Raw genomic sequence first — 12,631 nt, forward strand, 5'->3', positions numbered from 1 at the left:
GGGGGCAAACAAGATTCTATCAATATCCAAGCATCATCAGAAATGTCGTAACGTGCCACTATTTTGTTCCTGCATCGAAATCAATCAGATAATAATACTATTAATTGATATTAAGGGACACAGCCTAGTTATCTCCTGCCACAAGCAGAATATAACCTGAGGTACGAATCATGGATAAATGTAAGACCTGCATTCGAGAAAGCACAGAAGGTATCATTAGAAGATTGGATGAACAGTATGACCACTCGGAGAAAACAAGGCAGTAATGTAAGAGCGCTTTGTATAGAATAATGCGGTGAAATAATCCTAAAATGGTGTCTACAAAAGCGTGAAGTGGACACCATCCATTTCATCAAACAGGCAATAAATCAATGCCATTACTTTCAGTTGACCCAGTTCTCAACGCGAAGACCAGCAACCCGTTCAAATTCTCGCACATTATTGGTTACAATAATCAATCCCTGGCTTCTGGCGTGCCCTGCTATTTGATGATCATAAGCCCCAATGCGTAAACCGCTCCGCTCGAGTTCTGCAATAATCTGACCGGCATGTACAGCAGCCTTACTGTCAAAATCCAAAACCGCCAATCTAGCAACAAATCCCTCAAGTACCATCATATTAGCTTTTGGATTTCCCGATTTCTCTGCACCGTTAATCAGTTCCATCAATGTCACAGTGCTAATACACAACTGGTCGTGATAGAACTGAAAAGTTTTGCGCACTTTCTGGGGTCGGTTCTTGAGTGTGTAGATGCAAATACAAGTATCAAGCATGTATTTCAGCATCAGAACCCCTCACGCTCTTGTACTGACGGCTGCTCGCGCTCCGCCATAAAATCGTCCGTAACACCAGGGCCATCAAACCAGCTATCCCAAGACTCATCAACCGGAGTGATTATGCGAGTACGGCCTACAGCAATGATATCAACCCGCTTCACATCTTCCGGAAAAGCGACAACTTTAGGAAGTCGAACCGCCTGAGAACGGTTGCTTTTAAATATCGTTGTTTGCACCATAAAATTTTCCTCATATTGGGATATACTTAATGTATATCCATAATAAGCACTAAAATAAAGATATACCTGTTATCTTTCAAGTTGCCTCTTTGTTGGCTGCACTCACTCACCCCGGTCACAGAGTTATCTATGCTCCCGGGGATTCGCTCCCTTGCCGTCGCGATCCATCTTGAAATCTATTGGGTATATATCAATCAGATATCCCTGATTTTTCTTATTTCAACACTCCAGATGTAACATATGACAAAGATGACCTAAAGTTTGCATGGCACGTTCCATTTTATCATCCCAATCAAAAGAGGCATTCAGGCGAAAGGCATGGTTAAATTGTTCGCTGGTACAAAACATGCTGCCAGGTGCAATGCTAATCCCTTCCGCCAATGCTAGCTGGTAAAGCCGCTGTGCACTGAACCGAGGCTCAAATTCCAACCAGAGAAAATAACCGCCTTTAGGGCAATTTACTTTTACTGAAGCAGGCATATAGTCACCAATCGCCCGTAACATCAAATGCTGACGTTGTTCCAATGTGCGACGAAGGCGGCGTAAGTGGTTGTCATATCCTCCTTCCGCAAGATAATCAGCAATTGCCAATTGCGTCGGCATGCTGGCAGAAACGGTACTCATCATTTGTAACTGCTGGATTTTCTTAGCATGTTTTCCTGCTGCGACCCAGCCCACTCGGTATCCCGGAGCCAGGCATTTGGAAAACGAAGAGCAATGCATAAAGTTATTTTCATGGTCCAATGCTTTTGCCGGTACAGGTCGTTGCTGATCAAAATATAGCTCGCCATACACATCATCCTCAATTAACACAACCTGATTATTGTTAAGGATATTGACCAACCGTAATTTATTTTCAGCAGACATCGTTCCCCCCAGCGGATTCTGAAAGTGAGTCATTAACCAACAGGCTTTTATTGGGTATTTTTTCACCACCTCTTCCAGCGCATCCAAATCAATCCCATTTTGCGGATCAGTTTTGATCGCCACTGCTTTCAGGCGCAGACGCTCAATTGCCTGCAAAGCACCATAGAAAGCCGGCGACTCAATCACTACCCAGTCACCCGGCTCCGTAGCCGACTGCAAACTGCAACTCAGCGATTCCATCGCACCTGCGGTAATCACAATTTCTTCAGGAGAAACATGAATGCCATGCATTGCATAGCGGCGCGATATATTACGGCGTAACTTATCATTACCCGGCGGTAAATTCGCCAAAGAGCTATGCGGCGCTATTCGCCTTGCAACTGCGGCTAACGCTTTAGAAAGTTTAGGCTGAACCAATAGAGATGGGTCCGGGAATGCTGAACCAAAAGGGGTAATCGACGGATCTTTACACGCTTGTAAGACATCAAAAATAGAAGCGCTTATTTCCACGTTTTCACTCAAATGTAACCTTTTTCCCCCTTTCGCCGTAGCAAAGGGTTGCAGACGCTTAGCAACATAATAACCAGATTGGGGACGAGAAATGATCCATCCCTGGCTCTCTAATAGCTGATACGATTGAACAACAGTCATCAAACTCAAACCCGATAGTTTTACTGATTCTCTCAGTGAAGGTAATTTATCCCCTACCAACCAAGTACCATCTTCAATATGTCGGAGAATTTGCTTGGCAAATTGTTCATAACGCTTCATAAATTCAGACCGCTCCACAAACTGTTATAGTTAATATACACAAAATTGTCACTATTATAGCCTCTTTTTCCATGCTTTACTTACTGCACACATTTCCCGCCTTTATTCAAACTAAAATAAGAGGTCACTATGTTTGGCTTAAGTGCCTTTGAACTGGCCAGAATTCAATTCGCTTTTACCGTTTCCTTTCACATTATCTTTCCGGCGATTACCATCGGGCTGGCAAGTTTTTTAGCCGTACTGGAAGGATTATGGCTGAAAACACGTAATACCGATTACAAAGTGCTATATCATTTCTGGTCGAAAATTTTTGCTGTTAACTTCGGGATGGGCGTTGTTTCCGGTTTGGTTATGGCTTATCAATTCGGCACCAACTGGAGTTTTTTCTCCGATTTTGCTGGTTCGATCACCGGCTCCTTACTGACTTATGAAGTACTGACTGCATTCTTTCTTGAGGCAGGCTTCCTTGGCGTCATGTTATTTGGCTGGAACCGTGTAGGTGAAAAATTACATTTCTTAGCCACCTGCATGGTAGCTCTCGGTACGCTGATATCCACCTTTTGGATACTGGCATCCAATAGCTGGATGCAAACCCCACAAGGCCATGAAATTATCAATAATCAGGTCGTCCCCGTCGACTGGCTGGCAGTAATATTTAATCCCTCCTTTCCATACCGTCTGGCTCATATGTGTACTGCGGCATTCCTCGCTTCAGCATTCTTTATTGCAGCTTCAGCAGCATGGCATTTATTAAAAGGCAATGACTCGACCGCAATGAAAAAAATGCTATCTATGTCGATGTGGATGATTCTGGTTATTGCTCCTTTACAGGCACTAATTGGTGATGCTCACGGTCTTAATACACTCAAGCATCAACCCGCCAAAGTCGCCGCAATGGAAGGCCATTGGGAAAATCTTCCCGGTGAAGCAACGCCATTGATCCTATTTGGCGTCCCTGACATGGAACGGGAAGAGACGCGTTATGCCGTAGAAATTCCTTATCTTGCCAGCCTGATTTTGACTCACAGCATAGATAAGCAAGTTCCAGCCCTTAAGGAATTTCCACCGGAAGACAGACCAAATGCCCTGATGGTTTTCTGGTCATTCAGGGTGATGGTCGGTCTTGGTATGTTGATGATCATTGCTGGCTGCTGGGGATTATGGTTGCGCTATAAAAAGCAGCTTTATCAGTCAAAAGTCTTTCTGCGTTTTATGTTTTTGATGGCACCTTCCGGCCTGATCGCCATTCTTGCTGGTTGGTTTACCACAGAAATAGGCCGCCAGCCATGGGTAGTTTATGGCCTGTTACGCACCAAAGATGCGGTATCTGCACACGGAGAAATGCATATGAGTATCAGTCTGCTACTTTTCATCGTGGTTTACAGCTCAGTATTTGGTGTGGGTTACGCTTATATGATGAAACTTATCCGAAAAGGACCCCAAAAGGAGTTAGAAAATGGGTATTGATCTGCCGTTAATCTGGTTCATCATCATTGTGTTCAGTACCATGATGTACATTGTGATGGATGGTTTTGATCTTGGCATTGGACTGCTCTATCCCACGGTTAAAAGTAACAGTGACCGTGATTTAATGATGAACAGTATTGCCCCCGTCTGGGATGGTAATGAAACCTGGCTGGTACTTGGGGGAGCAGGTTTATTCGGTGCCTTTCCTCTGGCTTATGCCGTTATCCTTGATGCTCTGGCGATTCCTCTGACATTAATGTTATTCGGCCTGATATTCCGCGGTGTTGCTTTTGAATTTCGTTTCAAATCATCTCCTGAGCACCGCCATATCTGGGATAAAGCCTTTATCAGTGGCTCTGTTATTGCCACGTTCGTTCAGGGGGTTGTAGTTGGCGCCTTTATACAGGGATTCCCCGTTGAAAACCGTACTTATACGGGGGGATCTTTTGACTGGTTCTCCCCCTTTCCACTGTTCTGCGGTTTTGGGCTTCTCATTGCCTACGCGCTGTTAGGCTGTGGCTGGCTGATTATGAAAACGGAAGGCCATCTACAACAGGAGATGTACCGTGTCGCCCGTCCGCTCATTTTTCTGATGCTGGGTGTTATCGCCATAATCAGTTTGTGGACACCATTAACTCATCCAACAATTGCTGAACGCTGGTTTAGCTTACCTAATTTGCTGTTCTTCCTGCCTGTGCCATTGTTAGTTGTCTGGTCCGGCTGGAAATTACTGCATTCAGTTAAACGCAAAGCACACTACACACCGTTTCTGTTAGCACTGTTGCTAATTTTCCTTGGCTACAGTGGATTAGGTATCAGTATCTGGCCTAACCTGATCCCACCAGCAATCAGTTACGAAGCGGCAGCAGCACCACCACAGAGTTTAGGTTTTATGCTGGTCGGTGCCCTGCTTATTATCCCAGTGATTCTGGTTTATACCTACTGGAGCTATTATGTTTTTCGGGGGAAAGTTAACCATGAACAAGGCTACCACTAATCCAAATACCCCACGCCCTTCCGTATGGAAACGGATAGGCTGGATGGTCATGATCTGGTGTTGCAGTGTGATGACACTTTATGCTGTATCCAGCTTATTTCGCCTTTTGATGACAGCAGCAGGCATGAAATTAAAGTAATTGTTAACACTATTTAATAAATTGAGCTAAAGTTTTCATCAGTATTGCAGAACGGAATCTTAACCTGATGAAAACAAGTTCAAATAACACCATATTCAAAAACCAAAAACTGTTTGTGATCAACTCTGTTATAAATTTATTTTTACTTTTTATACTGTTATTGATTAACAAACCATCAATTCCAGATTTAATTCTACCGTTACTGATCATGTTAAGTATTACAAATGTGTATTTTCTGATAAGAGTGGTACATAACTCTACTCCTGTTAAAGAATGGCAACATTCAAGATACAAAGCAGAAATTAATGCATTGAAACAAAAAAACGGCTACCTGGATTTTCTCTGCCAAAGCCATTTCAAAATACAAAATTGCAAGCTTTTGCCTGAAAAGCTTCCCGAGATTTTTTCTCATCTCAGCCGCCTGATCCCTTTCTGTGAAGCCAAAATCATCCTTTATCCCTCACAACAAGAATATTTTTTCCGTAACCCCCACCAGTGTCCTTATTTCGATATGCCTCTGACAATGAGGTGGAATCTGGATGATAATATTGATAACTATGGAACACTCTGGATAAAGACACATAGAAATAGTGATCTTACTCCAGATGAAAAAAACCTGGTTCAGGATGTCGTTGCCTTAATAACAAATAAGTTGTTCCGGGAAAACCAAATCCAGTGCCATCAGCGAAGCATGTTAGCAGCAGAAAGAGCATCTATTTCCCGTGAACTCCATGATTCAATTGCCCAATCGCTCTCTTTCCTTAAGATCCAAGTTAATTGCCTGTATATATGTAGTGATAATTTATCCAAGCAAAGTTTAGCCTCACTAAATATGATTAAAGATGAGTTGAATATCGCTTACTGTCAACTAAGAGAATTACTTGCCGCCTTTCGGAATGAACAACCCCAATGCAATCTACAAGAATCTTTACAAGCTCTGGTTAACGAATTTAACCACCGTTTGAGCTTCAATATTGAGTTCAATTACCTGCTGACATATCAGCACATCTCTGACAATTACAGTAAACACTTGATACAAATTATCAGAGAATGTTTGAATAACTGTTACAAACATTCTGATGCAAACTGGATCAGCGTCCATATTGATTCTATCGATAACAAAATCATTGCCGTTGTCAGTGACAATGGCCGAGGAATCAATCTGAATGCCATCAATAAAAACAGATTTGGGCTAGCTATTATACAAGACAGGGTTAACATCATGGGTGGGCAATTACAGATAAAAAATCGTAAACAAGGCGGTACAGAAATAGAAATTCAGTTTTTATTAGACTGAAAAAGAATATGAAACCAAATTATAAATATGACGCAGCTTCTTGAATGATAATAATTAGCATTTGCGTCAATTGCTGTTACACTAAATTTGGTCATACCTGATAATTAAAAAAGTACGCTTTCCAGAGGAAATTTTACGTGACTACTAAACCAATTGAAGAAAAGAACATTTATCGCCCTGCCCCACCGAGACTTGTTCAAGTAAAAAACATTTTTGATGTGACACCCAATATGCGAAGGATTACTTTCGAAAGTGAATGTCTCGATAGTTATCCGACTGAATGTGAGGGTGGACTTTTAAAAATATTCTTACCGCTTCCGGGACAAACAAAACCGATATTACCCACCTTATCCCCAGACGGCCCGGTATGGCCTGCAGATGAATTTCGTCCAATTACCCGTGCTTACTCCGTTCGGGCTCTCCGTACCGAACAAAAAGAGATCGATATTGAGTTTGCATTGCATCACGGTGGAGGTCCCGCTGTGGAATTTGCTTATAGAGCCAAAATCGGTGACTGGATAGGCATTACCAACCCCGGTGGCCCTGATCCATTGCTGCCAACAGTCAGTCACTACTATATGGCTGGCGACCCCAGTGCCTTGCCCGCAATTGCGGCTTTATTAGAGACAATCAACAACCCAGATGCTACCGGGCAAGTGATTATTCGTGTCGAAAGTGAACTGGATATTCAAGATCTGAAAAAACCTGAAGGAATATCAATCCATTGGGTAGTTGGCAATGTTAAAGTCACCAACGATATCGTATCCGAGTTCAAGTCCTGGTCATTACCCACAGAAGATGTCACTTTCTGGCTCGCAGGTGAAGATAAATTGGTAAAAGAACTTCGTCGCTATGTTCGCCGTGAAAAAGGTTATGAACGCCACCAACTATGCGCCATCCCCTATTGGAGATATGGCTTTAACGAAGATGGTTATCACGACTTACGCGATGAAGTGATGATGATGAATAGGAACGATTAATACATAACATCAACCACCAAACACTGATGAGTGAAAAACTCAAGGGATCACGCCAGCGAAACGCCAACGGCGTGTTCCTACAAGTTTATTCAATACACTTATTCCATCCCCTACCTTTTCTTAACCAAAGAAATGCTAATGTTATCAGCAAGATCGCTGAGTACTGGGTTTTTGAAAACAAATGAGAATGGCAAAAGGAATCCTATCTCCTCTTGTAACCTGAATACAAATCTTACAACCAATAATGACTGTCCACCTAAGTGGAAGAAATTATCGTTTCGACCTACCTTATCAACGGCGAGAAGCTCGCTCCAGATCCTAGCTAACATCTCTTCAAGCTCATTTTCTGGCTGCTCATAATGTGAATGTCGATAACTAGATGAATCAGAATGAGATAAGGCTTTTCGATCTACTTTACCGTTTGGCATTAGCGGTAGAGATTCGAGTACCACATAAGCCACGGGTATCATATGCGGCGGAAAATGTTGACAGAGATAATAACGTAATTTTTTAACCAGATTTTCATCAAAAAAACCCTCAGACAACGTGAGATAAGCCACTAAACATAAGCTATCCCCGATATCGTTTCTGGCAATAACTACCGCCTGATGAATACCATTATACGCTTCCAGTAATCCCTCAATTTCCCGTAACTCAGTATGAAAACCCCAGATTTTAACTTGATGATCATGGCATCCAATATATTCAATATTGTCGTTATCACCATGACCGCCCACACCATTTCGATCCTTCGCCTGAGTTCGATTCCCTCCTTGCCGTAACAATGTAAGTTCATCCGGTGGTAAAACATTAAGGCGAGATATGGGCTGGGTCGGCTGTTCATTTAATGCCCAAGCCAACTGTGCCAACGCCTGCTGGACATAGTCACATAAACCGGCAGCAGAAAGCGGAGCTGTGACCACAACCTGCGCGGTTAATCCTAAGCTATCACCATCATCTTCTATCGAGAGAATCACTGGGTAGTTACACCTTTCATCTATTCCCAAAATCTCCACATTAGGCCAATTGGACAGAGCAGGTTGTTCCCCATCAATTAGACTACGATGACGGTAATTAATAAGGGATGAAAACAGCGGAGCCGGTGCAGGCACACCACTGCAACGCTGCACATCCGTCAATGGGATATGCTCATAAGCAAGCAGTTGCGATAAACGCTCATGGGTTTGGATTAACGCATCTGTCACACTCTGTTCATCAATATCCATCCGTAATGGCAAAAAGTTAATAAACAGCCCTGCGCTCTGTTCTGCCCCCGTGTCACTACCCATACGTCCAAGCAGTATGGTACCCGTCACAACCTGTTGCCGTTCACTGCTTTTTGCCAACACCAGCCCCCAACCCAAATGCACCAAACTGGCCAAACTAACTTTGTGCCGGCAAGCCAGCTCTCGTAAGGTTTTACTCAGTTCCATTGGTAACTCAATATAATATTCATCAAGCGGCTCATCCCCCAGCATGGAATCATAAAAACTAAATGGCACAGTAGGCTCATCAATATTAGCCAACATCTGGCGGAAATAAGATTCATAAGCTTTACTCTCATTCGCCTGGCGAGAATGAGCAATCAAGTTACGATACGGCACAGTTTCTGGCAGCAAGCTTCCCTGACCGAATAGAAAATAACCTATCTCACGACGCATGACTTCCTGTGTCGTATGATCTGCCAGCAAATGATGAATAATTTCCTGAGCCAGCCAGCGTTCACTACCTAGCTCTCGTGCCACAATCAAGCGCAATAATGGCGCATCATGCAGTACAAACTGGTGATCAGAAATAGTGTGATATGCAGTGAGCTGTTCAATAAAGGAATCTGTCGATGTTGCAGAAAGCGTTACCTCTATCACCTGCAATGGTGCATTTCTAAGGACCACCTGAACCGGGCCACAAGCCAATCCTTCAACAAAAAAAGCAGTACGTAAAATATCGTGACGGTTAATCATCTGCTGCATAGCGTCAATATAGGTATCCAGACTATTGCGATCATTAAATACCATTCGGAGCATCATTTGATAAGGATCACCCCGTTGCGCCATCAAGTGGTAAAACAAAAACCTCTCTTGTAGTGGTGATAAGGCGTAGATATCTTGAATATTACTAACCCCACCCGGAACTTGACTGACCAACATATCAATATCGGCCTGACTGATATCAACCAGTGGCAACATTTCTGGCGTGATCCGTTCACATGCAACATCAATTAAATTAGCCGGAATCGTTAGCGAATCGGCCTTTTCCAGCAACAATGCCTGTTCCGACAGTATTGGCGTGGAAAACAGTGTTCCTGCCTGTTGTACTACATATTCTTGCTTTCTTAACTGCCCTATCAACTGTACAACTAACAACGAGTTACCACCGAGAGCAAAGAAATTATCATGGCGACCAATCTGTTTAAGTCCAAGTAATTCAGCCCAAGTTCCTGCCAACAAAGATTCTTTTTCCCCTTGTGGAGCTTCATAATTTTGCCGTTGATAGTTCGAAGCATTGGGAGCCGGTAGTGCTTTACGGTCAAGCTTACCATTGGGTGTTAATGGAAAATTCGCTAACACCACAAAGGCAGCGGGTACCATATATTCCGGCAGGCTAGATAACAGATAATCACGTAAAGTTTCTGAAACCTGCGCAGTTGCCAATTCAGGGGAAATAACAACATAAGCCACTAATCCTTTATTCCCCCTTTCTGCTTCAGTAGTAACAACAATTGATTCCAGCACAGACGGATGCGCATTAATACGAGCTTCTATTTCACCCAGTTCAATACGAAAGCCCCGAATTTTCACCTGAAAGTCATTACGACCAATATATTCAATATTTCCATCATGAGCATAACGTACCAAATCGCCAGTACGGTACATACGGCAACCCGGTTGTGAATTAAAAGGATCAGCTAAAAAGCGTTCTGCTGTCAGTTCCGTACGATTCAGATAACCACGCGTCACACCAGCCCCGCCAATATACATCTCGCCAATAGCACCTAAAGGCACTGGTTGTTGTTGGTCATCTAGCAGATAAATAAAGGTATTTGCAACAGGTTTCCCTATCGATACGGAACTTACCTTCTCATTGTTTTCATTACTAAGATGGTAAACCGTAGACCAAACTGCAGTTTCTGTTGGCCCATATAAATTCCAAATATCGTGGCTCTTTTCAGATAATTTACCGACCAAACTGGTTGGCATTATTTCGCCACCACACAATATTTTTACACCTTTAAAAGAAGCGTGCTCCTCATCCACCACTAAATTATAAGTAGAAGGTGTTGCCTGAATCATCGTGATCTGATTATCAGTGATAGTCTTTATTAACACTTCTTTATTCAGGAATAATTTCTTAGGCGCGATAAAAACGGTAGCTCCATTAATCAAAGGCAAATATATTTCCACTGCAACAATATCAAACGATATGGTAGTAGAAAACAGAACTCTCTCCTGTTTTGAAAATAATAGCTTGTCCGTCATGGTCAGTAAAAAATTAACAACATTACCCTGTTCAACCATAACGCCTTTCGGTTGCCCGGTTGATCCTGATGTGTAAATGACATATGCCAGATGATGAGTAGTTAATTCTGCTACATCAGGATTTTCTTGTGATAAACCCGTTAGTGATAACTGCCCCATATCCAGATTATTATTTGCCGTTTTAAAATAATTTTTTAATGCAGCACCACCAGCAATATCATGTAATACCAACACAGGTTTTGCATCCTCCAGAATATAACTCAGCCTTTCTGACGGATAATCTGGATCAAGTGGCACATAACCGCCGCCCGCTTTTAAAATAGCCAGCAAACCAATAATCATAGCTGGACTTCGTTCAACACAAAGAGCAACCAAACTGTCAGGTACTACCCCATTCATGATCAGATAATGAGCCAGCTGATTTGCCTGTCGATTCAACTGCGCATAACTCAATTTTTCCCCCGAAAATATCAGCGCAGTAGCATCCGGTGAAGCGGCAACTTGCTGTTCAAAGAGATGGTGGACACAACATTCGGTTGGATATTCGGTTTGTGTTGCATTCCAGGTTTCCAATAATAATCTTCGCTCAGCCAATGGCAGAATATTCAATTGACTCACAGCCATTGTGGGTTGTTCACTTAATACCCAAACCAATTGCTGTAATGCTTGTTGCAAATAACCGGATAACTGTAAAGCTGAAACTCTGGACATTGCTATCAGCCGGGTTGTCAGTTTTAAACTGTTGCCATCATCATTAATAATCAGCATTAACGGGGCATTCATCTCATCAAAATGCTCAATTCTATTATAATGTGATTGATAATGAATAAGGGCAGTAAATTTCGTTGCTGTAGAATAGATATTAGTGGGAATCATTAACAATTGCGATAAATATTCATTGATATCCAATAATAGATCACTCACACTTCCTTCTTCAATATCCAGAAACAGGGGGAAAATACCAAAGTCCGATTGATAATATTGCAATGTGCCAGTCATAACCTGTTGCTGTACACTGTATTTTGCTAATACGACTCCCCAAGCAAGATGGCATAAACTAGTTAAACCAACACCTGATCGATCCGCCTGCAAACGTAACGCTTCCGTCAACTTTGCAGACAATTTCATCTGATACTCATCATACTGACAACTCTCAAGTGGGTTACTTTCAGGCAGATCGACACCAAGACCAAAAGCCATAATAAGCTCATGAGACTTGCCTGGTTTTTCATATAATAAATCACTTCTATTTATCGGCAAATTTTGCATAATAATAGTATCCAAGTTTATTGAATCAATACCTAAGAAAATATGTTTAACTGATAACGTTGCAACTGGTGAAATTATCACTAGCTATTCTTATAATAAATTTATTCTATACAATCTGATAATTTAATTCTCTATGCTATACCAATATATCCATAAAATTAACTCCAACCATCATCACACAAAATAAAATATCACTCATTATAAGTATAATATGATGAGTGATATTTAACACAAACCTCAGATCTATTAATAAAAGAATTAAGATAATAAGATAATAAGATAATAAGATAATAAGATAATAAGATAATAAGATAATAAGATAATAAGATAATAAGATAATAAGAATATTATTA

9 protein-coding genes are annotated in these 12,631 nt (G+C 41.9%); 5 read left to right on the forward strand and 4 right to left on the reverse strand.

Going from position 1 to position 12,631, the window contains the following annotated elements; all coding sequences use genetic code 11:
* Positions 1–383: 383 nt before the first annotated feature.
* The 3 genes from vapC to EAE89_RS20310 form a co-directional block, all read right to left on the reverse strand.
* Positions 384–785 carry a type II toxin-antitoxin system tRNA(fMet)-specific endonuclease VapC gene (gene vapC, locus EAE89_RS20300; RefSeq protein WP_054480448.1) on the reverse strand — a complete coding sequence of 134 codons (402 nt, stop codon included), beginning with the start codon at positions 783–785 and terminating at the stop codon, positions 384–386.
* Positions 785–1,015, reverse strand: coding sequence for a type II toxin-antitoxin system VapB family antitoxin (gene vapB / locus EAE89_RS20305; RefSeq protein WP_054480449.1), 231 nt, complete (start codon positions 1,013–1,015; stop codon positions 785–787). The genes vapC and vapB overlap by 1 nt, the downstream gene beginning before the upstream one ends.
* A gap of 219 nt (positions 1,016–1,234) precedes the next feature.
* Entirely contained in the window at positions 1,235–2,653 is a 1,419-nt protein-coding gene (locus tag EAE89_RS20310) for an aminotransferase-like domain-containing protein (RefSeq protein ID WP_054480450.1), read from the reverse strand.
* Positions 2,654–2,782: 129 nt separating this feature from the next.
* Here EAE89_RS20310 and EAE89_RS20315 point away from each other — a divergent pair, with 129 nt between their 5' ends.
* The 5 genes from EAE89_RS20315 (at position 2,783) to EAE89_RS20335 (ending at position 7,533) form a co-directional block, all read left to right on the forward strand.
* Positions 2,783–4,120, forward strand: coding sequence for a cytochrome ubiquinol oxidase subunit I (locus tag EAE89_RS20315; RefSeq protein ID WP_214086503.1), 1,338 nt, complete (start codon positions 2,783–2,785; stop codon positions 4,118–4,120).
* Positions 4,110–5,117, forward strand: a complete 1,008-nt coding sequence (gene cydB, locus EAE89_RS20320; protein ID WP_149617268.1) for a cytochrome d ubiquinol oxidase subunit II — start codon at positions 4,110–4,112, stop codon at positions 5,115–5,117. The genes EAE89_RS20315 and cydB overlap by 11 nt, the downstream gene beginning before the upstream one ends.
* Positions 5,098–5,256: a DUF2474 domain-containing protein gene (locus EAE89_RS20325; RefSeq protein ID WP_072161917.1), complete on the forward strand. Its 159-nt coding sequence runs from the start codon at positions 5,098–5,100 to the stop codon at positions 5,254–5,256. Before cydB ends, EAE89_RS20325 begins: the two co-directional genes overlap by 20 nt.
* Positions 5,257–5,464: 208 nt before the next feature.
* Positions 5,465–6,553 carry an ATP-binding protein gene (locus EAE89_RS20330; RefSeq protein WP_235525509.1) on the forward strand — a complete coding sequence of 363 codons (1,089 nt, stop codon included), beginning with the start codon at positions 5,465–5,467 and terminating at the stop codon, positions 6,551–6,553.
* A gap of 137 nt (positions 6,554–6,690) precedes the next feature.
* Complete coding sequence (locus EAE89_RS20335) at positions 6,691–7,533, forward strand: siderophore-interacting protein (protein ID WP_149617270.1); 843 nt, start codon at positions 6,691–6,693, stop codon at positions 7,531–7,533.
* Between the two features lie 110 nt (positions 7,534–7,643).
* On the opposite strand, the gene EAE89_RS20340 is transcribed toward EAE89_RS20335, so the two are convergent.
* Positions 7,644–12,278, reverse strand: coding sequence for a non-ribosomal peptide synthetase (locus tag EAE89_RS20340; protein WP_214086504.1), 4,635 nt, complete (start codon positions 12,276–12,278; stop codon positions 7,644–7,646).
* Positions 12,279–12,631: the final 353 nt, after the last annotated feature.

Origin of the sequence: Photorhabdus heterorhabditis, assembly GCF_018448905.1 — a bacterium.
Lineage (GTDB): Bacteria > Pseudomonadota > Gammaproteobacteria > Enterobacterales > Enterobacteriaceae > Photorhabdus > Photorhabdus heterorhabditis.

Excerpts from the sequence above, each read along its gene's own strand:
- EAE89_RS20325 (WP_072161917.1), top strand. The coding sequence starts at position 5,098 with ATGAACAAGGCTACCACTAATCCAAATACCCCACGCCCTTCCGTATGG.
- EAE89_RS20340 (WP_214086504.1), bottom strand. The coding sequence starts at position 12,278 with ATGCAAAATTTGCCGATAAATAGAAGTGATTTATTATATGAAAAACCA.
- vapB (WP_054480449.1), bottom strand. The coding sequence starts at position 1,015 with ATGGTGCAAACAACGATATTTAAAAGCAACCGTTCTCAGGCGGTTCGA.
- EAE89_RS20315 (WP_214086503.1), top strand. The coding sequence starts at position 2,783 with ATGTTTGGCTTAAGTGCCTTTGAACTGGCCAGAATTCAATTCGCTTTT.
- cydB (WP_149617268.1), top strand. The coding sequence starts at position 4,110 with ATGGGTATTGATCTGCCGTTAATCTGGTTCATCATCATTGTGTTCAGT.
- EAE89_RS20310 (WP_054480450.1), bottom strand. The coding sequence starts at position 2,653 with ATGAAGCGTTATGAACAATTTGCCAAGCAAATTCTCCGACATATTGAA.
- EAE89_RS20330 (WP_235525509.1), top strand. The coding sequence starts at position 5,465 with ATGTTAAGTATTACAAATGTGTATTTTCTGATAAGAGTGGTACATAAC.
- vapC (WP_054480448.1), bottom strand. The coding sequence starts at position 785 with ATGCTGAAATACATGCTTGATACTTGTATTTGCATCTACACACTCAAG.